Genomic DNA, 23,195 nt, shown 5'->3' on the forward strand with positions numbered 1-23,195 from the left:
AAGTCGAGGACAAATAAAGTTCGCCCTCGTCGCCTTACCTAGGTGACGAGGGCATTTTTTTGTTGGGGCATCTCCTCGTCCTCGGTCTCTTCGCCACATTCCACTTGGTATACCCGTTGCCTCCTTACTCGGTATACCCGTCTCTCGCCCTCGGTCTCTTCGCCACATTCCACTCAGTATCCCCTTTGCCTCTTGCTCGGTATACTCGTCTCTCGTGTTCGGTTTCCTCGTCACACCCCACTCGGTATACCCTTTGCCTCCTGCTCGGTATACTCGTCTCTCGTGTTCGGTTTCCTCGTTATACCCCACTCGGTATACCCTTTGCCTCCTCACTCGGTATCCCCGTCCCTCACCCTCGGCCTCTTCACCACATCCCACTCGGTATGCCCCTCACCCTCCCTATATGTGCCTGTCATGCTCGTACGTGTACATGCTGAAGCAGTCTCCCCGGCGAGATGGTGGCTGAGCTAAGGTTAGCTATTTTGCACCTCCTTCCCTAGGGCAGATCCATGAATTCGCTGGAGGGTAAGCACGAAGTCGCCGAGGGGTATAGACCGAATGCAGAAGTAGCTGTACCCTAGATGTATGCTTAGCGGACATATCCCTATTACCTAGGAGGGAAAAGTATACACGCGTGTATACAATAGTGTACACGCGTGTACACTATTGTGTACCCACGTGTACACAACAGCGATCTAAGTATCTCCTCTGTGGGCCTCTCGCATGGTCGTCCCTTGAGCCTAGTGTCCAAGCGCTCTCAGGGTGAGCGAGGGCGCTCTAGGGGAAGAACTCATGCCTCAGTAGAGCCCAGGAAAGTAGAGTGCGGGCGAAGGGTACACACAGAGACCCTCTCCCACCTCTCCATCCCTAGGTATTCCCCTAGATACTCTATACGAATGGTATAAAGATTATTCTTATCTTTGCTGGTGCTGAAAGGCGATATGTGCATAGCAGGGGCACACCCTCTATCCCCCCTAATGACTTAACTAGGATCGGGGAGGCATGAGGAGCCACCCACTGTGTGCAGGTGCTATAGGCCAGAGGGGAACCGAGAGGTTGTCCTCAACACTCGACTTAAGTAAGTATTAAACACAAACCCAGAACATGGCAGAAGACAAAGACTTTCTTCCTCGACCAGAGCAGAATTCGGAGGATATGGCCGTCCGTCGTGTACGCACTCGTCGCATCCCCACCGCTTCTACTGAAGGGACACAAGCTACTTCGCATGGCTCGACGGCTCATCCACGCCGTAAGCGTGTCTATATCGTCTCTGACGACCCAGCTCCAAATCCTAGCTACAGCACCCCTCGGAGTCCACGGTCCGAACATGCCTACGACAGCCACAGCTCATCTAACTATCGTGGACACACCCCCTCGAGTGAACGCTCACAGTACGACGAACGCTACCAAGCCGAGCGTACGAGTGGCAACTACGGCCATCAGTACAACCGCTCCGAAAGGCCTCGCTCGAACCAAGGTGGCAACCCATATTCTGGCCCGAAGAAGGGTAGGAAGCCCATTAAGGGAGCCCCAAACAAGAAGGGTAAGGGTGGAGGCAAGAAGCCTCGTGCCTTCGTCCCACCACCTCCTGTTAAGTACGAGGAGGTAGTAGATCCATCACAGGATCTACGTCTCAATAAGTTCCTTGCCAATGCAGGGGTTTGCTCTCGCCGTGAGGCCGACCTACTCATCGCAGCTGGTGAAATCACCGTCAATGGACAGGTCGTCACAGAGCTTGGCTCCCGTGTGACACGGCTTGATGAAGTCGTCTACAAGGGTCAGCGTGTCTCCTGCCAGAGCAAGATCTATATCTTACTCAACAAGCCCAAGAACTGCGTCACGACCTCCGACGACCCCGAGTGCCGTAGGACCGTGATGGACCTCGTCAAGGGTGCTTGTGAGGAGCGTATTTACCCCGTCGGTCGCCTAGACCGTAATACCACTGGGGTCATCCTCATCACCAACGATGGAGACCTCTCCAGTAAGCTTACTCATCCCTCCTACATGAAGAAGAAGATCTATCATGTATGGCTCGACAAGCCCGTAGCTATCGAGGATATGCAACGTATCGCCGAGGGCATAGAGCTGGAGGATGGGGAGATCCATGCCGATGCGATCAGCTACGTCAGCGAGGAGGATCTGAGCCAGGTGGGTATCGAGATCCACTCTGGGCGTAATCGTATCGTCCGCCGTATCTTCGAGCACCTCGGCTACCATGTCCACAAGCTGGACCGTGTGTACTTCGCCGGGCTCACGAAGAAGAACCTCGGGCGGGGTCGCTGGCGCTACCTCACCGAGCAGGAGGTGAACAACCTACGTATGGGCGCCTTCGAATAGTCACTACATATATATACTAAGTTTGTATCTATGAAACGAACAAGAATCATCGAGCTACTCCGTGGTGAACTCATCGGACAGACCGTAAACGTAAAGGGCTGGGTACGTACCCGCCGAGGTAACAAGGCTGTTAGCTTCATCGCACTCAATGATGGCTCGGTCATTCATAACATACAGATCGTCGCAGACCTAGAGAAGTTTGATTCCGATCTCCTAGCTAAGATCACCACAGGTGCAAGCCTGAGTGTCGTAGGGGAGTTGGTCGCCTCTCAGGGGCAGGGACAGTCGGTAGAGATCCAGGCACACGAGATCGAGGTGCTCGGTACGGCTGATCCTGCGACCTACCCGCTACAGAAGAAGGGACACTCGCTGGAGTTCCTACGTGAGATCGCACACCTACGTCCTCGCACGAATACCTTCGGGGCGGTCTATCGTATGCGCCACCACATGGCGATGGCGATCCACACTTTCTTCCATGAGCGTGGTTACTTCTACGTGCATACACCCCTCATCACAGCTAGTGATGCAGAGGGTGCAGGCCAGATGTTCCAGGTCACGACACTCGACCTAGACAACCTCCCTCGTACGGAGGATGGTGCGATAGACTACCGTGAGGACTTCTTCGCACGTCATACCTCCCTCACGGTCTCCGGTCAGCTGGAGGGTGAGATGGCTGCTCTAGCCTTAGGTGGGATCTACACGTTTGGGCCTACCTTCCGTGCAGAGAACTCCAATACGCCTCGTCACCTAGCTGAGTTCTGGATGATCGAGCCAGAGGTGGCCTTCCTCGAGATCGAGGAGAATATGGACCTCGCAGAGGAATTCATCAAGTACTGCGTGCAGTGGGCACTGGATCATTGCCTAGAGGACTTGACGTTCCTCGCCGAGCACTTCGATGCAGAGCTCATTGATCGCCTACACTTCGTGCTAGAGAAGCCCTTCAAGCGTATGACCTATACGGAGGGGATCGAGATCCTCGAGGCTGCGGTGAAGGCTGGGCGCAAGTTCGAGTTCCCCATCTATTGGGGGGCAGACCTTGCCAGCGAGCATGAGCGTTACCTCGTTGAGGAGCACTTCCAGCGTCCAGTCATCGTGACGGACTACCCGAAGGAGATCAAGAGCTTCTACATGAAGCTCAACGACGATGGTCGTACCGTCCGTGGTATGGATGTCCTCTTCCCCAAGATCGGGGAGATCATCGGTGGTTCGGAGCGTGAAGCTGACCTCGAGAAGCTCACCAAGCGTGCTCAGGAGATGGGTGTCCCCGAGAAGGACATCTGGTGGTATCTGGACTCTCGTCGCTATGGGACAGCTCCTCACTCGGGCTTTGGACTCGGCTTCGAGCGTCTACTACTATTTGTCACGGGTATGACCAACATACGTGACGTGATTCCCTTCCCACGTACGCCACGTAACGCAGAGTTTTAGTCTGAGATAGTCTTAGACTATACACTCATAGTGAGTATATAAGCCCTCGGTGATCCAGTGATCACCGAGGGCTTACTTTTCTTTAGGTGTTAGGGTCGGGAGGGCTATCTCTGGAGCGGCTATATGGGTGCTATCCAATCGGAGAAATGGTGGTCTTGGTGCAGCTAGTTCCTAGAAGAGCTTAGGCAAAGGATGACGTATACCTCGTACTATACTATTAAATAATGGACAAGGTGGTCATCTCCGAATAAGGAGATGACCACCTTGCCATTAGGGTGTATATCCCTTATTGTATAAGGGGATGGAGGCTACTTATCTACCTGTAGCAAGGATAGGATCTGAGTGCGTAGTAGGAGGGTAGCATCGGGATCCTCAAGTACATCGGAGAGGAGCCCGAGGAGTCTATTGACCTTGTTCTCGGGCGTATGCTCATCATTAACGGGTAGGATACGTATCGCCTGCTCATCGCCACTGGTTGGCAGTGCCTTGGCCAAGTGTATGCGCTGGGTGGCGAAGAAGGTGAAGGGCTTCATCTCGGCAGGTAGACGCTCGGCATCCTCTGCTAGAGGGAAGAGTGGACGATAAGCATGGATGAACTTGTAGAATGGGCCGATGACAAAGGGATTGATATGCTGTAGGATCGAAGAGAGCTGTACTGGCGTCAGGTGTTCCAGTGTCTCGACGTGCATATAGAGGTGCTTCACCTCGAGCTTCTTCAGAGCTAGGGAGACAGGGTTCTTCCATTCCTTGAGGCAGTCTGCATCATTGACATAGACGAAGGAGGCACGAGTGCCCTGAGGAATTTGGATCTTGACAAACTGCTCCTGCGACATCACCTGTACGGGGAGGTGGACATACTCGCTGTACTGGAATAGGATGGCTTGCCAAACGAGGACATCTGTCTCATTCCCTACGATGATGTAGCCCTTCTCACGCTGCTCCTCACCCTGATAAACCTCCTCTACGAGGCGGGCGATGAGATGCATATAGAAGGGGTGCTTGAGCCCCACGATGAAGCCAAAGCCCTGAAAGCAGAGATCATAGAGTAGTCGCTCGACGACCTCAAAGGGCTCGACCAGCGTATGCTTATTCCACGGGATCGCCTCCTCGGGATAGGTGGCCTTGAGCTCTGCTCGCCACTGCTGCTCCCTGAGACACTCTAGGACAAACTCATGGACATCGTCATAGCAACGGAAGGTGGATGAGATCGCCTGAGCCTGCCTGCATATATGGTCTAGGTGTACATACTGCTCTAGGGGAAGGATCCCATCCTCGTCGAAGTACTGATAGAGTAGACGCTGGTACTCGGCCTGATAGGCTGTACCGATACGTACACGGATGCTACGCCCTCCCTTGTAGCTGACATAGATAGATGTATATTCAGCTGAGTAGCTGAGACCTGCCCAAGGGTATCCTGGTACATGATCCTGGAGGTGGAGGGTGACGGCCTCCAGGTGCTTACAGGTGCCTAGCCCGTTGGTACGGAAGTCTAGGCAGGAGCAGAAGTTGCGATCACTCTGCACCCCACGAAAGGCTACCTTGTAGCGTCCTGTAGCGCTACTGACAAGATAATCCCCCCAGATGCGGTTCTTATCCAAGTGTTCGACTTGGAAGTTGCTCTCTCGAGCATTCTCACGGCGAAGAGCCACCTGCCACTCTTCGACCGTCATATGCTCTGGGCAGATCTTGTTTGATAGTCGATTACCTAATTTCATTTGCGTGTTGGTGTTTGTAGTGTATGTAGTGTGTGGGTTATCGTTGTTGTTGTCTCCTGGCGGTTAGCTTGGTCGGTGGTGTGAGCTCCTCCTTGAGGAATGGAGCGGTAGGACTATCCTGGACGTGTACTAGTCCCTCTGGCGTCCCTTCGTAGAGGAGCCTGCCCCCCTTCTTGCCACCGTCGGGTCCGATCTCAATGATGTAGTCTGCGCTCTTGAGTACATCTAGGTTGTGCTCTATGATGATGACGGTGTTTCCCCGATCGACGAGACGATTGAGGATGCCGAGCAGGACACGTATGTCCTCGAAGTGTAGCCCTGTGGTAGGCTCATCGAGGATATAGACGGTCTTGCCTGTGTCTCGCTTGGCAAGCTCGGAGGCGAGCTTGATGCGCTGGCTTTCACCACCAGAGAGGGTCGTGGAGGACTGACCTAGCTTAATATATCCTAGGCCTACCTCCTGCAGCACTTGTAGTTTCTTGAGGATGTGTGGGACGTTGGCGAAGAACTCTACGGCCATGTTGATCGTCATATCGAGGACGTCTGCGATGGACTTACCCTTGAAGCGCACCTCGAGGGTCTCTCTATTGTAGCGACGGCCGTGACAGACTTCGCAGGGGGCAAGTACGTCGGGCAGGAAGTTCATAGCGATGGTCTTGTATCCATTGCCAGAGCAAGTCTCACAGCGTCCTCCCGATACATTGAAGGAGAAGCGCCCAGGCTTGTAGCCACGCATTTTGCTCTCGGGTAGCCCGACGAATAGGTTGCGGATGTCGGTGAATACTCCCGTGTAGGTCGCAGGGTTGCTCCTAGGGGTACGTCCGATGGGGGACTGGTCTACGGCTACGACCTTGTCTATGAGGTCGAGCCCTTCGATCTCTTGGTAGGGTAGTGGTTCCTTCAGCGAGGCATAGAGGTGCTGGCTCAGGATCGGGTAGAGGGTCTCGTTGATCAGAGTACTCTTCCCGCTACCCGAGACACCAGCGACACAGATGAGTGTACCTAGGGGGAAGGACACGTCGATCCCCTTGAGGTTATTCCCCTGAGTACCTCTGAGGCGGAGGACACGATCGGAGAGGGGGCGCCGAGCAGTGGGTACCTCTATCTGCTGCTCACCGCTGATATAGCGAGAGGTGAGTGTGCCTGCCTGCATCATCTCGTTCGGTGTGCCAGCAAAGACGACTTGACCGCCGAGTCGTCCTGCCTTGGGGCCTAGGTCGATGATGTGGTCAGCCTGCAGCATCATGTCCTTGTCATGCTCTACTACGATCACGGTATTGCCTAGGTCGCGGAGCTTCTGCAGGGAGTGGATGAGCCGTAGGTTGTCTCGCTGGTGGAGGCCGATACTAGGCTCGTCTAGGATATAGAGTACCTCTACGAGCTGGGTACCGATCTGGGTGGCTAGGCGGATACGCTGGCTCTCTCCCCCGGAGAGCGAGGCGGACATACGGTTCATGGATAGGTAGCCCAGCCCGACATCTAGGAGGAAGGAGAGGCGGGTGCGTATCTCCTTGAGTATCTCGGAGGCGATGATCTGCTGCTGGGGACTGAGCTCGTGCTCGACCTGCTCGACCCACTGCATCAGCTGGGTGAGTTCCATAGAGGCGACCTCACCGATGTTCTTGCCTGCGATGAGGTAGTGTAGAGCCTCTTTATTCAGTCGCCAGCCTGAGCATTCGGGGCAGACCTGAGGCTTGGTGAACTGCAGGAGCCAACGCTGGCTCTGCTCACTGTCCTCCTCTTGGTCCTGACTACTCATTAGGTAAGCCCCCAGGCCATCGTAGGAGAGGGGGATACCACGTAGGTCGGGGAATCGCTCGTCCGTGAGGGTGATGTCCTCCTCACTGCCCTCGAGGATCTCCTTGATGAGGTCCTCGGGGAGGCTCTTGATGGGATCCTTGATGGATACTTCATACTTGGCACACAGAGCCTCGATCTGTGCGAAGACGAGCTGACGGCGGTACTTCCCTAGTGGAAGTATTCCCCCTTGGTAGATGCTCTTGCTCTTATCAGGGACGATGCTCTCGAGGTCGATGACACGTACCTCGCCGAGGCCTTTGCATCGTGGGCAGCTACCGTTGGGGGAGTTGAAGGAGAAGTTGTGTGGAGCGGGTTCGCCATAGGATAGCCCCGTCTCGGGATCCATGAGGTGGCGGCTGAAGTAGGAGATGTCGCCCGTCTCCAGCTCCTGGAGCATCATCACACCATCGCCCTCCTTGAGGGTGAGGCGTAGACTGGTCATCAGACGCTCGCGGTTCTTCTCCGAGATGGTGAGCTTGTCGGTCTGTACCTCTACGCTGTGGAGCTTGTAGCGGTCTAGCTTCATCCCGTAGGTGATCTCTCTGAGCTCACCATCGACACGGACGTTGAGGAAGCTCTTCTTGCGTAGCTGCTCGAAGAGCTCCTTGTAGTGCCCCTTACGTTGCTTGACGACGGGGGCTAGTAGCAGGACTTTCTTCCCCGAGAAGCGAGCTAGGAGTAGCTCGAGGATTTGCTCCTCGGTGTAGCGCACCATCGGCGCACCTGTCAGGTAGGACACAGCCTGACCTGCACGGGCATAGAGTAGGCGGAAGAAGTCGTAGATCTCGGTCACCGTCCCCACTGTGGAGCGGGGATTCTTGTTGGTGGTCTTCTGCTCGATCGAGATCACAGGGCCTAGTCCATCTATCTGCTCCACGTCAGGACGCTCCATCCCCCCGCCTAGGAAGCCACGGGCATACGAGCTGAATGTCTCGATATACCTCCGCTGGCCCTCGGCGTAGATTGTGTCGAAGGCGAGCGAAGACTTCCCGCTACCACTCAGTCCAGTAAAGACGGTCAGGGAATACCTCGGTATATGGGCGTCTACGTTCTTCAGATTGTGCACTCGGGCACCCTTGATCTCTAAGTCTTGCATCTAGCTTGCCAAAATATAAAGCATAGTACATACAAAAATACGAATAAAAGCCCATCCTGCGCCTATCTTAGGTAGGGCTGAGGCATGAGGTCACTAGTGACTGAGGGCAAAGAGCTCGAGGAGCATAGCCCGCAGATAGCGACATCTGTACTCTGGGTGTCGGATGACCAGACATATACCTGCTATCTAGGAGGGGTCTGTATACACGTGTGTACACAACTGTATACCCACGTGTACACAACTGTGTACACACGTGTATACTGTAGCGCTCTCGGTATGTCCTCTGTAGCGCTCTCGTATATCGCTCTCTAGGGGCTAACGGCTGACGCTGCAGTCAGGGATAGCTGAGGCTCCCTCGACGGGAATAGTTTCTCTCAAAGTACCCCAAGGGGGCATGATAGAGGCGATCGTGCGCCTGCCCTCTCCTCTCCTTGGGGAGTATGTTTGCCCCCTTCTACCTACGCCCGCCCCTCACGCTTGCCGAGAGCCTTAGGGCAATCGTCCCATAGAGCGGATGATGAGCTGGGTGCGCTCTGGTTGGGCGGGTGACGGCACACTGGGGGAGTGAGCCCTTTGTGCCCTGCTCGAGTCCTCGTATGGGGTAGTTACCGGGGAAAAGGGGTACATTTGTTCCTGAATCGGATAGTCTCCGATGACATTTCTTATAGCAATTCTAGTATGAACTTACCCAACATAGCTGTCGTAGCAGGAGGATATTCGGGTGAATATTCCGTATCTCTACGCAGTGCTTCTGGTATCCTCTCTTGGATCGATCGCAGTGCTTTCTCTCCTTACTTAGTCGTTGTGGAGCGAGAGGGCTGGTTCGTCCACCTAGGGGAGGGGAGCGAGCCTATCCCAGTGAATAAGGACGACTTTAGCTTCCTCAGTCCTACGGGGCAGATACGCTTTGATTATGCCTTCATCACGGTGCACGGTACCCCTGGGGAGAATGGGCTTCTGCAGGGCTACCTTGATCTAGTCGGTGTGCCCTACAATACGGGGGGCGTACTGACCGAGGCGCTGACCTTCAGTAAGTATCACTGCAATCGTTACCTCGCCTCCTTCCCTCATCTGCGGGTAGCGGACTCGGTACGTCTGCGCCAGGATATGCCACAGCCCTCGTCGCATGAGCTCGTGGAGCGTCTTGGGCTCCCTCTCTTCGCCAAGCCCAATGCGGGAGGGTCGAGTGTGGCTACCTCTCGGGTGGATACAGAGGCAGAGCTGGAGCGGGCTATCCGTGAGGCCTTCACCGAGTGTGACGAAGTACTCCTCGAGCGGTTCATCGCTGGCGTGGAGGTCACCTGCGGGTGCTATGAGGCTGGGGGAGCCTTTCATCCTCTGCCCGTGACGGAGGTTGTCCCCAAGGGGGCTTTCTTTGACTTCGATGCCAAGTACAACGGCGCAGTCGAGGAGATTACCCCCGCACGCATATCCCCCGAAGCTACGACGCTCATCCAGCAGCTGACCTCGGAGATCTACCGCCACATAGATGCTCGGGGGATCATACGTGTAGACTATATCATCGAGGCAGATGGCCTACCCACGCTTCTGGAGGTCAATACGACCCCAGGTATGACGCCTACGAGCTTCATCCCTCAGCAGGTAGCAGCTGCTGGGCTCACCATGCCCCAGGTGCTCACCTCTATTATTCGTGAACGCCTACCTCAGGCTTAATTACTACGATCACTATGGATACCGATAAGTATAAGAGCATTCGCCCCCTGACCCCAGAGGAGGTACCTACTGCTATCGCTCAGATCACCTCGCTAGCTCCCCTACGTGAGGTCTACGAGGGACTCGGGCTAAGTGCTAGCTGGGACGAACTGATGGCGGTGCTCAAGACCTGCCACAGTGTCGAGGACTTCAAGAGTCGGGTTAGCTACCATTGGGTCAAGCACATCATGGAGCACTGCTGTCGCTCTGTCGAGCTCACCGGCACGGAGCATATCTCGCAGGCTGGTGCCTACACCTATATCTCCAACCATAGAGATATCATCCTCGACTCGGCCTTCCTCAACGTACTCCTCGTCGATGCTGGGGCGCACTTCCCCGAGATCGCTATCGGGGATAACCTCATGATCTATCCTTGGGTAGAGACCCTCGTCAAGCTCAATGGTAGCTTCCTCGTGCGTCGTAACCTCCAGGGTCGGGAGGTTCTACTCGCTGCCAAGCTCCTCTCCGAATACATGCACGAGGCAGTGGGCGAAGGGAAGAGCCTGTGGATCGCACAGCGTGAAGGACGTGCCAAGGACTCCTCCGATGAGACACAGCCTGCTCTGCTGAAGATGCTCAGTCTAGGCTCGGGACAGCGAGAGGCGGTAGCTGCACTTACGCCCCTGAATATCGTCCCCGTGACCTGCAGCTATGAGTATGACCCCTGTGACTATCTCAAGGCGCAGGAGATGCAGCTCAAGCGGGATGTCGAGGGCTTCAAGAAGAGCCCCGAGGATGATGGCATAAATATGAAGACGGGAGTCTTTGGCTGGAAGGGACGTGTCTCCTTCCACATCGGGCGACCCCTCTCAGAGCTCCTCGTGGGGATAGACTTGCCTGAGGGGGATCAAGCCCGTTATGCCAGCCTAGCGGCTGTACTGGATCGGGAGATCCATCGGGGCTATGCCCTCTATCCAATCAACTATGTAGCTGCCGATGAGCTACGGGGCGAGACCTCCCTCAGCCAGCACTATACGCCCGACGAACGTGCCGAGGCTCTTCGCTACATCGATACCCGTATTGCGCTCATACGTTTGCCCGAAGGCCTTGCCCCCGATGAGCCTTTCCTCCGTAAGGCACTTCTAACGATGTATGCCAACCCTGTGTACAACAAGCTAAGAGCCTATGATCCGAGCTAAGAAGCTACACAAGTACCTAGGCATCCCCCTTTGTTTCCTCCTCTTCCTAGCCTCCCTCTCTGGGGTTATCCTCAATCATCGTGACCTGTTGCAACAGGTGGATGTCCCCCGTGCTCTGCTCCCGAAGGGCTACCGCTTCGACCACTGGAATAATGGTGCTGTCCGAGGGGTCTTGCGCTCTGATAGCCTTGCCTATATCTATGGTGGGGTCGGGGTCTGGCGTACCGATAGTGCTCTGTCGGCACCTGCGGTACTCCTCGATGAGGGCTTCGTCAAGGGTGGGGACGAAGCTAAGATCATGTCGATGGCACGAGACCGAGAGGGGCGGATCTGGGTAGCCTCGCAGTATCGCCTCTATAGGCTCCATAGCTCGGGGGAGCGATGGGAGCAGCAGCCTATGCCCTCCTCCGTACAAGGGCGCCTAGCTGACCTGCAGATCCGTGGGGATAGTGTACTGCTCCTGAGCCGTTCACTCCTCTATACACGCTCCCTATCTAGCCCCGAATGGACGACCTACGAGCTGGGCAAGCCCGATGGATATACTGGGCGCATTCTGCTCTTCCAGATCGTATGGGCACTACATAGTGGAGAGTACTTCGGTCTAGCAGGTCGCCTCATAGTGGACTTCATCGGTCTGCTGGTGATGGTGCTGTGTCTGACGGGGATCTTCTACTCTCTGTATAGTCATAGGCTGATGGGGAAGAAGAACAAGCGAGGCACGAAGAAGGCCTCTGAGGCCAAGCAACGTCTCTCGCGTAAGCTCTCCTTCCATTTCAAGCTACATAAGAGGCTAGGCACTAAGCTCTTCTACGTCGTGCTCTTCGTCTTCGCCACGGGCTGGCTACTACGTCCTCCTATGATGCTTCCCCTCATCTTCACGGAGGCTCGCCCCAATAGCTTCAGCCCACTCTATAGCGATAATCCTTGGTTTGATCGCCTTAGAGCCATCCGATATGACGAGGTGAACGGCTCGTGGCTGCTCTCTACGAGTGAAGGCTTCTTCACCCTCTCTTCCCTCACTGCCAAGCCCGAGAAGTGGATCTACCAGCCACAGATCAGTCCGATGGGGATCAATGCCTTTGCCCAGCGACCTGACGGCTCTTGGCTCATGGGATCATTTACGGGACTCTTCGAGGTGCGCCCCGGACATCCTGATGCCGTCCGCAATTACTTCACCCACGAGGTGATCCGTGAGGTGAAGATGGGGCGACCCGTAGGTACCTACGCTGTCTCTGGGCTCGTCGCAGGGGAGGATGCCGAGCATGATCTCGTCTTCCTCTACGACAAGGGTGCGGTAAGGCGTACGGATAAGGGTGAGGACAGAGCCCAGCAGACGGCCTTCACTCCCCAGCCTAGCGAACTGAATGCTATGCCTTATTCTCTCTGGCAGGCTGCGCTGGAGCTCCATGCAGGTCGCCTCTACAAGCCCTTCTTGGGTAAGTGGGGAACGGACCTCTTTATCTTCATCCTTGGCCTAGCCTCGATCATTGTCCTCGTCACGGGGCTACGCTCCCGTCGGCGCAAGCGCAAGGCCGAGCAACCTCCCTCCTCCAGCGAAGCTACCTCCTAGTCGGTAGCACAGCCCCCTCCCATTACTTTTCGCTTCCCCCCGAGGCTTAGCTTGCACGTAGGCTAAGTCTCGGGGGTGCTTTTTCTCTCCCGAGCCTATCGAGCATGCTTCCTCGGATGCCTTTCTACTGTCTGCCCCGAGATAGTGGGGATACCTGTGGAGAGGTAGTGAGGGCGATCCTTCGAGGGGAGCAAGAGGGGGCTGTGGCGGGCGTTGAGGGGGAGGCAAAGGAGCTGGAGGTACGAGGGAAAATTAGCTACCTTTGGGGGTGAAATCAAAGACGGACTAGAAACTGCAGATTATGATACGAGTACATGAGGTGTGGGATGCCCTAGAGGCGAAGATCCCTTCGGCACTGCAAGAGAGCTATGACAACTGTGGCCTTCAGGTCGGGGATCCATCGGCAGTGGCTACGGGTGTCCTCTGCTGCGTGGATGTCACCGAAGATGTCATCAGAGAGGCTATCGAGCGAGGAGCAAATGTCATCATCGCCCATCACCCCCTCCTATTTAAGGGACTTAAGCGTATCGGCACCTCGAGCTATATCGAGCGGTGTGTGCGCCTAGCCCTCCAGCATGGGATCAGTATCTATGCCGCACACACTTCGGCGGACAATGCCCCTGAGGGACTGAACTACCTGCTGGCTCGTGACCTCGGTCTCCAGCGAGTGCGGGTACTAGAGCCTTCGCCGAACCTGCTCGTGGAGCTGGTGACCTTTGTCCCCAGAGCCCATACCGAGGCTGTCTCAGCTGCTCTCTGGGAGGCAGGGGCAGGCCGTCTAGGAGCTTACGATAGCTGCAGCTACCGCTCTCAGGGCGAGGGAACGTTCCGTGCGCTCGATGGTGCACAGCCCTTTGTAGGGCAGGTGGGTACCCTGCATCGAGAGCCAGAGGATCGGCTGAGCGTCGTCTTACCAGCCTACCTCGAGGGGCGAGTGGAGGAGGCTCTCCTTCGCTCCCATCCCTACGAGACCCCCGCTTATAGCTTTGTAGCTCTGCGGAATCAGGATCGGACTACTGGTAGCGGTATCATCGGGGATCTCCCAGAGCCTCTCCCCTTGACGACCTTCCTCTCTGAGGTAGAGAGCTACTTCGAGACACGACAGCTACGCTATAGTGTTACGAAGAAGGAGACCGTAAGCCGAGTCGCCCTATGCGGGGGAGCTGGGGCATTCCTCTGGAGGAAGGCTCGGGCACTAGGCGCTGACATCTTCATCACGGGAGAAGCGAAGTATAATGACTACTTTGACTGCGAAGGGAGTCCCGTCCTCGTCACTGTCGGTCACTACGAGAGCGAAAAGATAGCCTCACGGTTACTGGCGGAAATCATTTCAGCGAAAATAGCTAACTTTGCGGTCTATCAAAGCGAGTTAGACTCCAATCCTATAATAGCGCTATAGAGCATTTATAATGGCGAAAGAAACAACGAAGAAGACTACAACGGCAGCGAAGAAGACCGCAAAGAAGGCTGAGGCTCCCGTCGTCCAGACCGAGGAGGTCGTCGAGCAGCCCGTCGCTGATCCTGCTGTCAGCTCCCGCGAAGGAAGTGTCGCAGATAAGCTCATCGCACTGAGCCGTCTGCAGGAGACCTTTACCAAGATCGATCATATCAAGACCCTGCGTGGCGAACTCCCACTAGAAGTGCAGGATCTCGAGGATGAGATCGCAGGGATGGAGACACGTCTAAAGCATCTCGAGGAGGACAACAAGCGACAGAAGCAAGCCATCGCCACCGAGAAGGCTCGTATCGTGACCTCGGAGGAGAAGATCGAGAAGTACAAGGTACAGCTCGACAATGTCAAGAATAACCGCGAGTACGATAACCTCTCCAAGGAGATCGAGTTCCAGGGACTCGAGATCGAGCTTTCCCAGAAGCGTATCAACGAGGGCAATGCTGACATCCAGCAGCGTAGCGAGCGTATCTCCGCCCTTAAGGAGACGATAGCTGAGCGCAAGATCGACCTACAGTCCAAGCAGGAAGAACTAGCTCGTATCAAGAACGAGACGAAGCAAGAGGAAGAAGCTCTACGTGCTGATGCCATCCGCCTAGAGGAGGGGATCGAGGAGCGTCTCCTACATGCCTTTCGCCGTATCCGTGAGGGGGCTCGCAATGGTCTAGCCGTAGTGCCCATTGACCGTGATGCCTGCGGAGGTTGCTTCAATAAGATTCCTCCCCAGCGTCAGGTAGACCTGAAGCTCCACAAGAAGATCATTGTCTGCGAATACTGCGGACGTATCCTCGTCGATCCCGAGCTCATCGAGGAGGCTCACGAGCACCAGTAGGCCTATGCCTCATCCGCTCCTCGTGCGGGTCTCGGAGACGATACGGTCTCACCAGCTCCTACCCACCGGGAGGGAGCAGATACATCTTGCCATCAGTGGGGGCGCAGACTCTGTAGCCCTACTGATGGCTCTTTTAGCTTTAGGCTATGGAGCGCATCTACGGCTCCTGCACTGCGATTTCGCCCTGAGGGGCGAGGAGAGTGATGGGGATGAGGCTTTTGTCCGTAGCCTAGCAGAGCAGCACGGCCTTCCCTATCTCGTCCAGCACTTTGACACCCGAGCCTATGTAGCGGCCCACCCAGGAGTCTCTGTGGAGATGGGGGCGAGGGAGCTCCGCTATCGTTGGTTTGCCGTCCTGAGGGATCAGGCGAATGTGCCTACGGTCACTGCCGTAGCTCATAATGCGGATGACCAGATAGAGACCCTCCTGCTGAACCTCTCGATGGGGACAGGTATAAGGGGCGTGAGTGGTATGCCTTACCGCAGGGATACGGATGGGGTTATTCGTCCCCTGATGGACTGCCCGAGGGCACTAGTCCTCGACTATCTCCGCTCTCTTGGTCAGCCTTACTGCGAGGATAGCTCCAACGCAGACCTACGCTATCGGCGTAATCTCATTCGCCACCGCTTAATCCCTTTGCTGGAGGAGCTCAACCCTTCCTTCCGTAGAGCTGCCGAGCGTACTCTAGAGAATCTCCGTGGGGTGGAGACGCTTTACCTAGAGCGGGTAGAGGAGCTTCGGTGGGAGCTCCTCACAGAGCGAGGACAGATCAGTGTGCCGGGTATCCTCGGCTCCTCGGCTCCACAGACGCTACTCTACGAACTCCTTCACCCCTATGGCTTCTCTCGGGAGCTCGTCCTACAGATCCACTCGCAGCTAAGAGAGGGAACTGCAGGAGCTACCTTTCACAGCGATGGGTATACCCTGGTGCGGGGAAGTGAGTATCTGGAGCTGAGCCCACGAGACGAGGAGATCGTAGCCTATCAAGAGACGATTGATATAGCCGAGGGGGGAGTGATAACCCTTCCCTCGGGCTCTGTACTCAGGTGGGGAGTCTATCCTAGTCCCGAGAATCATCGTAGCCTCCTTCCTCTGCCCCCTAATGAAGCTCTCTATGACTACGAGGCATTGGGGGTGACAGAGCTCTTGATCCGCAGACGTGAGGAGGGGGATGCCCTCTATCCCTATGGCATGAAGGGGCGCAAGCTCCTCCGCCGTATCTTCATCGATGGCAAATATAGCCACCGAGATCGGGCAGAGGCACTGCTTCTCGTCCGAGGGGATCAGATCCTTTGGCTCATTGGGCACGTCCCCGATCGTCGGTATGCCCTATCAGCAGAGACCAAGCTGGTCCTGCACCTTCGCCTAAGTAGCCCTCTTGGAGAAGAGAGGGATAGGGAGGAAGAGTAGGGTAGGGAGCTATCCCCCCTAGAAAGTGTACCTTTGTCCCTCCCAAGGTTGATTATAAGCAGAATAAATAAAGCATAGAACGAGTATGTCGATCATACAATCCCTACAGCAGTCTGCGATGGAGGCTGTAGAAGCCCTCTACGGACAGCAGGTCAGTGCCACACAGCTTCAGCTACAGCGGACACGTAGCGAGTTCGAGGGGCAGTGGACACTTGTTACCTTTCCCCTACTGAAGATCTCACGAAAGAGCCCAGAGGCAACAGCACAGGAGCTCGGGAGCTATCTGCTGGAGCACTCGCCACTGGTGAGCTCGGTGCAGGTCGTCAAGGGCTTTCTGAACCTTACGATTGCCCCCTCCGCTTGGCTTGAGGAGCTGAATAGCATTCGCCATGAGGAGCACTATGGGCATGTCCAGGCAGGTGCTGATGCGCCCTTTGTCATGGTAGAGTATTCATCGCCTAACACCAATAAGCCGCTCCACCTAGGCCATATCCGCAATAACCTCCTCGGCTATAGTATCGCCAAGATCCTAGAGGCTACGGGGAACAAGGTCTTCAAGACCAATATTGTCAATGACCGAGGTATCCATATCTGTAAGTCGATGCTTGCGTGGATGCGTTGGGGCAATGGCGCCACTCCAGAGAGTACGGGTAAGAAGGGAGACCATCTGATCGGGGACTTCTATGTGCTCTTCGACAAGCACTACAAGGCTGAGGTAGCTGCCCTCATCTCCGATGGCAAGAGCCAGGAGGAAGCCGAGGCTGCCTCCCCCCTCATGGCCGAGGCACGTGCCCTGCTCCGTCGCTGGGAAGAAGGCGATGAGGAGGTGGTGAACCTCTGGCGCATGATGAACTCATGGGTCTACGCTGGCTTCGATGAGACGTACCGCCGTCTAGGGGTGAGCTTTGACGAGATCTACTATGAGTCTCAGACCTATCTCCTAGGCAAGGAAGAGGTACTCCGTGGACTCAACGAAGGGCTCTTCGTACAGGACCCTGATGGTTCCGTTTGGGCGGACTTCACCAGCGAAGGTCTGGATAGGAAGATCCTCCTTCGCTCTGATGGCACCTCCGTCTACATCACGCAGGATATTGGTACAGCGAAGATGCGCTTTGACAAGTATCCCATCGATAAGATGGTCTATGTCGTGGGTAACGAGCAGGAGTATCATTTCAAAGTGCTCTCCCTACTTCTTGACCGCCTAGGCTATGCCTTCGGCAAGGGGCTTGTACACTTTAGCTATGGGATGGTAGAGCTACCCAATGGCAAGATGAAGAGCCGTGAGGGTACAGTCGTGGATGCCGATGACCTGATGGACGAGATGACTCAGACGGCGCTCACCATTGCTCATGAGCAGGGTAAGGCCAGTGATATGTCCCCCGAAGAGGCTCAGGAGGTAGCTCGCCGTGTCGGGCTCGGTTCGCTCAAGTACTTTATCCTAAAGGTAGACCCTAGGAAGAATATGGTCTTCAATCCCGAGGAAAGTATCGACTTCAACGGCAATACGGGCTCATTCATCCAGTACACCTATGCTCGTATCTGCAGCGTGATTCGTAGAGCCGAGGAGAAGGGACTAGGGGCTATCCCAGAGGTTTTGCCTACAGATCTTGCTCTCTCCGCTAAGGAGATCTCCTTGATCTCCAAGATCACGGACTACCCCGAGGTGGTGCAGGAGGCTGGACGTACCTTTAGCCCAGCCGTCATAGCGAGCTACGTCTATGATCTGGTGAAGGAGTACAACCAGTTCTACCACGACCACTCTATGCTCCATGAGCCGGATGCCTCACTGCGTTCGTTCCGCCTAGCCCTCTCCTCTGTGGTGGCTCGTACGATCGCCTCTGCGTTTGATCTACTGGGGATCGAGATGCCTGATAGAATGTAGCGTTAGTGAATTTTTGTTACCTTTGTGCGTGAGGTAGGGCAAAGAAGTCCTACTTAAGGTCACTCACAAGCGTATCAATGACACTGAGGTCTCTGCTCCTCGGGAGCAACCAAAGATATAGAAAGCCGTATGTCAAGCTCTGCTTGGTAGACGGCTTTTCTCTTTATAATACCTTCGCTGACCGATCTTCATCACCTTACATATAGATAAAGCCCAATGCAAGAGTACAAGCGTGCGACACTGCTCCTAGATGATGGTAGCCGATTCGAGGGATATTCCTTCGGCTACGAAGCCTCAGTAGCTGGGGAAGTGGTCTTCACTACCGCCATGACTGGCTACACAGAGAGCTTCACCGACCCCAGCTATAGGGGTCAGATCCTCGTGATGACCTATCCCCTTGTGGGGAACTATGGGGTACCCTCCTCGGAGCGGGATGCTCACGGGATCGCACTCTACAGAGAGAGCGATCGGATCCATCCCCTAGGGATCGTGGTCTCGGACTACTCAGAGGAGCACAGCCACTGGAATGCAGAGGGCTCACTCGCTCACTGGCTCTGCCAGGAGAAGGTTTTCGGACTCACTGGTATCGACACCCGTGAGCTCGCCAAGACACTGCGGGAGAAAGGCTCGATGCGAGGTAAGATCCTCCTAGAGGGAGCCGAAGACATTCCCTTCGAAGACCCCAATATGCGCAACCTAGTAGCGGAAGCCTCCCCCAAGGAGGTCACGATCTACGGCAATGGACCGAAGAAAGTGGTACTCGTGGACTGTGGAGCGAAGAACAACATCGTGCGCAACCTCATTCGTCCCGAGGTCACACTCTACCGGGTCCCCTGGGACTATGACTTCAACCAAATAGACTTCGATGGTCTCTTCATCTCCAACGGCCCTGGCGACCCCAATATGTGTCAGGTGACGGTGGAGCATATCCGCCGTGCCTTCGAGAGGAAGAAGCCTATCTGCGGTATCTGCATGGGGAACCAGCTCCTAGCAGCAGCTGCTGGGGCTCGAATCACCAAGATGAAGTATGGGCATCGTAGCCATAACCAGCCCGTACGGGAGGTCAGTACGACCCGATGCTACATCACCAGCCAAAACCACGGCTACGCTGTCGATACCTCCACGCTTGGCGAAGGCTGGAGAGAGAAGTACGTCAACCTCAATGATGGTACGAACGAAGGGATCTGCCACGAGACGCTACCCTTCTTCTCTGCTCAGTTCCACCCCGAGGCTTGCAGTGGGCCTACCGATACGGTCTTCATCTTTGACGAATTCCTAAGCCTCCTCTAATCCCCTAAATATAGATAGACGATGATCGACAAGAACAAGATACAGAAGGTGCTGCTCCTCGGATCAGGAGCTCTGAAGATAGGAGAAGCTGGGGAGTTTGACTACTCAGGCTCGCAGGCGCTGAAGGCTCTACGAGAGGAGGGGATACACACCGTCCTCGTGAACCCCAATATCGCGACCGTACAGACCTCCGAGGGGATAGCCGATGAGATCTACTTCCTCCCCGTCACTCCCTTCTTTATCGAGAAGGTGATTGAGAAGGAGCGTCCACAGGGGATCCTCCTTGCCTTCGGTGGGCAGACGGCGCTTAACTGTGGGGTGGCTCTCCATCAGAGTGGTGTCCTAGACCGCTTCGGTGTAGAGGTGCTTGGTACCCCAGTAGAGGCGATTATGAATACCGAGGATCGTGACCTCTTCGCCCGCAAGCTTGACGAGATCAATGTCAAGACGATCCAGAGCCACGCTGTGGAGTGTGTCGAGGATGCCCGCCATGCAGCCTCTTCTCTAGGCTACCCTGTGATTATCCGTGCTGCCTATGCCCTAGGAGGGCTCGGGAGTGGCTTCTGTGACAACGAGCAGGAGCTGGATGAGCTGTGTAGCAAGGCCTTTGCCTTCTCCCCTCAGGTACTCGTAGAGAAGAGCCTCAAGGGGTGGAAGGAAGTCGAGTACGAGGTCGTGCGTGACTGCTATGATAACTGCATCACGGTCTGTAATATGGAGAACTTCGACCCCCTCGGTATCCACACCGGGGAGAGTATCGTCGTCGCTCCCTCGCAGACCCTAACCAATAATGAGTACCACAAGCTCCGTGAGATCGCTATCCGCATCGTCCGCCACATCGGGATCGTCGGGGAGTGTAATGTCCAGTATGCTCTAGACCCCGACAGCGAAGATTACCGAGTGATCGAGGTCAATGCCCGTCTATCTCGCTCCTCTGCGCTAGCCTCCAAGGCTACGGGCTACCCACTGGCCTTCGTAGCTGCTAAGCTAGGGCTCGGCTATGGCCTCTTTGAGCTGAAGAACTCGGTCACGCGTACGACCCCTGCTTTCTTTGAGCCAGCACTGGACTATGTCGTCTGTAAGATCCCTCGTTGGGACCTAGGTAAGTTCCATGGGGTGTCTCGTGAGCTAGGTAGTAGCATGAAGTCTGTGGGCGAAGTAATGGCTATCGGGCGTACCTTTGAGGAAGCTATCCAGAAGGGGCTACGTATGATCGGCCAGGGGATGCATGGCTTCGTCAGCAATAGCACCAAGGAGATAGCTAGCTCCGAGCTAGACCGTGCTCTGAGTGCACCTACCGACACACGTATCTTTGCAATCAGCCAGGCGCTACGCTCTGGCTACACAGTAGAGCAGGTGCACCAGCTGACCAAGATCGACCGCTGGTTCCTCGATAAGCTACAGAGCATCGTCCGTACTTCTCTCCGCCTAGCAGAGACGGACGCCATAGCAGACCTGTCGAAGGAACTCCTCCTACATGCCAAGCGTCAGGGCTTCTCAGACTTCCAGATCGCACGCTTTGTCCTAAACAAGCACGGTGAGCGAGCTCGTGACGAGCAGGCCCTAGAGGTACGCTCCCTGCGTAAGAAGCTCGGCATCCTCCCCGTAGTCAAGCAGATCGACACCCTCGCTGCCGAATATCCAGCTGAGACGAACTACCTCTATCTGACCTACAGCGGTACGGCCAACGACATCTCCTACGAAGCCGATGGTCGCTCTGTCGTCGTCCTAGGATCGGGGGCATATCGTATCGGTAGCTCGGTAGAGTTCGACTGGTGTGGGGTGAATGCCCTACAGACCATCCGAGAGCAGGGGCTACGCTCGGTGATGATCAACTACAACCCCGAGACCGTCAGCACGGACTACGATATCACCGATCGTCTCTACTTCGATGAGCTGACCCTAGAGCGTGTCCTAGACATCCTCGACCTAGAGGCTCCACGTGGGGTCATCCTCTCTACGGGCGGACAGATACCGAATAACCTCGCCCTCAAGCTCCATGCGCAGCAGATCCCAATCCTCGGGACGCAGGCAGAGGACATCGACAATGCGGAGGATAGGCATAAGTTCTCCGCTATGCTCGACCGCCTCGGCATCGACCAGCCCCGTTGGAGAGAGCTTACCTCGCTGTCTGATATAGATAGCTTCATCGAGGAGGTTGGCTTCCCCGTACTCGTCCGTCCTAGCTACGTCCTATCAGGCGCTGCTATGAACGTCTGCTCCAATGCCGAGGAACTCTATCGCTTCCTCGAGCTCGCTGCCGAGGTCTCTAAGGAGCACCCTGTCGTCGTGAGCCAATTCATCGAGCACGCCAAGGAGGTAGAGATCGATGCCGTCGCACAGCGTGGCGAGATCATCGCCTATGCGATCAGTGAGCATATCGAGTTCGCTGGTGTCCACTCGGGTGATGCGACGATCCAGTTCCCTGGGCAGAAGCTCTATGTGGAGACCGTTCGCCGTATCAAGCGCATCAGTCGTCAGATCGCAGAGGCTCTGCATATATCGGGCCCCTTCAACATCCAGTTCCTCGCCAAGGGCAATGAGATCAAGGTCATCGAGTGTAACCTCAGAGCCTCTCGCAGCTTCCCCTTCGTGAGCAAGGTACTGAAGATTAACTTCATCGAGCTAGCTACCCGCATCATGCTCGGACAGCACGTCGAGAAGCCAAATAAGAGTGCCTTCGACCTAGACTATGTGGGGATCAAGGCCTCGCAGTTCTCCTTCGCTCGTCTGCAGAAGGCTGACCCCGTCCTCGGTGTGGACATGATGAGCACCGGCGAGGTGGGCTGCCTAGGCGATGATACGAACGAGGCCATCCTCAAGTCTATGCTCTCCGTAGGCTATCGTATCCCCGAGCGTTCTGTCCTCCTCTCTACTGGGGGCTATAAGCAGAAGGTAGATATGCTTGATGCTGCGCACCTCCTCCACGAGCGGGGCTATACGCTCTATGCCACGCAGGGGACGCACGACATGCTCGCTGAGAATGGTATTCCCTCCACGCTGGTCTTTTGGCCTACGGATGAGGGGCGGCACCCTCAGGCTCTTGACCTCCTGCACGAGAAGAAGATCGATATGGTCGTCAATATCAACAAGAACCTCACCGCAGGCGAACTGACCAACGGCTATCGCCTACGTCGTGCGGCCATTGACCTCAATATCCCCTTGCTCACGAATGCTCGTCTAGCCTCGGCCTTCATCACATCCTTCTGTACCCTTCCGCTGGAGGGGCTCCAGATCAAGAGCTGGCGCGAGTATCGCTAAGACTCAGGCACAACTCCAATAGCTCCACGGGCGAGAAGGCTGGTCAGCCTTCTCGCCCGTGTCTTTACTCCCCCAAGGCGGGGCTATCCCCATCCTCAAAAGTAGAGGGCACAAAGATCCTTGTAGACAAGGTTTTGTGTGCATTCCGAGACCCCTATTAGCGGACACGTAATGATCGCAAGAGCGGACTCAGTATGAACGCCCTCGTCACCTTACATAGGTGACGAGGGCGTTCATTATATGTTCGCATCAGCCTTCTCAGTATACTCAC

General features: G+C 55.6%; 13 protein-coding genes. 11 read left to right on the forward strand and 2 right to left on the reverse strand.

All coding sequences use genetic code 11. From position 1 onward, the window contains the following. The first annotated feature begins 1,104 nt into the window (after nucleotides 1-1,104). Together QZ554_RS03495 and asnS are read left to right on the forward strand one after the other, a co-directional pair. Nucleotides 1,105-2,337, forward strand: a complete 1,233-nt coding sequence (locus tag QZ554_RS03495; protein WP_297194430.1) for a pseudouridine synthase — start codon at nucleotides 1,105-1,107, stop codon at nucleotides 2,335-2,337. Between the two features lie 30 nt (nucleotides 2,338-2,367). After that, nucleotides 2,368-3,765: an asparagine--tRNA ligase gene (asnS, locus tag QZ554_RS03500; protein ID WP_297194432.1), complete on the forward strand. Its 1,398-nt coding sequence runs from the start codon at nucleotides 2,368-2,370 to the stop codon at nucleotides 3,763-3,765. A gap of 308 nt (nucleotides 3,766-4,073) precedes the next feature. Here asnS and QZ554_RS03505 read toward each other — a convergent pair whose 3' ends face one another. Continuing rightward, nucleotides 4,074-5,480, reverse strand: coding sequence for an SWIM zinc finger family protein (locus QZ554_RS03505; protein WP_297194434.1), 1,407 nt, complete (start codon nucleotides 5,478-5,480; stop codon nucleotides 4,074-4,076). Between the two features lie 37 nt (nucleotides 5,481-5,517). Further along, nucleotides 5,518-8,376 carry an excinuclease ABC subunit UvrA gene (uvrA, locus tag QZ554_RS03510; RefSeq protein WP_297194436.1) on the reverse strand — a complete coding sequence of 953 codons (2,859 nt, stop codon included), beginning with the start codon at nucleotides 8,374-8,376 and terminating at the stop codon, nucleotides 5,518-5,520. A 678-nt stretch (nucleotides 8,377-9,054) separates the two neighbouring features. Between uvrA and QZ554_RS03515 the strand changes: the two genes are divergently transcribed. The 9 genes from QZ554_RS03515 to carB all read left to right on the forward strand — a co-directional run bounded on the left by QZ554_RS03515 (nucleotide 9,055) and on the right by carB (nucleotide 22,924). Next, a complete protein-coding gene (locus QZ554_RS03515; protein WP_297194438.1) occupies nucleotides 9,055-10,050 on the forward strand; it encodes a D-alanine--D-alanine ligase in 996 nt (331 codons plus the stop codon). Nucleotides 10,051-10,064: 14 nt separating this feature from the next. After that, nucleotides 10,065-11,228 (forward strand): 1-acyl-sn-glycerol-3-phosphate acyltransferase, encoded by a 1,164-nt coding sequence (locus QZ554_RS03520; protein WP_297194440.1) that lies wholly within the window; start codon nucleotides 10,065-10,067, stop codon nucleotides 11,226-11,228. Further along, a complete protein-coding gene (locus QZ554_RS03525; protein ID WP_297194442.1) occupies nucleotides 11,215-12,798 on the forward strand; it encodes a PepSY domain-containing protein in 1,584 nt (527 codons plus the stop codon). Before QZ554_RS03520 ends, QZ554_RS03525 begins: the two co-directional genes overlap by 14 nt. A 301-nt stretch (nucleotides 12,799-13,099) precedes the next feature. Continuing rightward, complete coding sequence (locus QZ554_RS03530) at nucleotides 13,100-14,197, forward strand: Nif3-like dinuclear metal center hexameric protein (RefSeq protein WP_297194444.1); 1,098 nt, start codon at nucleotides 13,100-13,102, stop codon at nucleotides 14,195-14,197. A 10-nt stretch (nucleotides 14,198-14,207) separates the two neighbouring features. Further along, nucleotides 14,208-15,080, forward strand: a complete 873-nt coding sequence (locus QZ554_RS03535) for a C4-type zinc ribbon domain-containing protein (RefSeq protein WP_297194446.1) — start codon at nucleotides 14,208-14,210, stop codon at nucleotides 15,078-15,080. A 4-nt stretch (nucleotides 15,081-15,084) separates the two neighbouring features. Beyond that, nucleotides 15,085-16,491 (forward strand): tRNA lysidine(34) synthetase TilS, encoded by a 1,407-nt coding sequence (gene tilS / locus QZ554_RS03540; RefSeq protein WP_297194448.1) that lies wholly within the window; start codon nucleotides 15,085-15,087, stop codon nucleotides 16,489-16,491. Between the two features lie 85 nt (nucleotides 16,492-16,576). Next, complete coding sequence (gene argS, locus QZ554_RS03545) at nucleotides 16,577-18,373, forward strand: arginine--tRNA ligase (protein WP_297194450.1); 1,797 nt, start codon at nucleotides 16,577-16,579, stop codon at nucleotides 18,371-18,373. 216 nt (nucleotides 18,374-18,589) lie between these two features. Then, complete coding sequence (carA, locus tag QZ554_RS03550; RefSeq protein ID WP_297194452.1) at nucleotides 18,590-19,663, forward strand: glutamine-hydrolyzing carbamoyl-phosphate synthase small subunit; 1,074 nt, start codon at nucleotides 18,590-18,592, stop codon at nucleotides 19,661-19,663. Nucleotides 19,664-19,684: 21 nt separating this feature from the next. After that, complete coding sequence (gene carB, locus QZ554_RS03555) at nucleotides 19,685-22,924, forward strand: carbamoyl-phosphate synthase (glutamine-hydrolyzing) large subunit (RefSeq protein ID WP_297194454.1); 3,240 nt, start codon at nucleotides 19,685-19,687, stop codon at nucleotides 22,922-22,924. The last annotated feature ends 271 nt before the right edge of the window (nucleotides 22,925-23,195 follow it).

This window comes from uncultured Porphyromonas sp., assembly GCF_915070105.1.
In the GTDB taxonomy this organism is placed as follows: Bacteria; Bacteroidota; Bacteroidia; order Bacteroidales; family Porphyromonadaceae; genus Porphyromonas.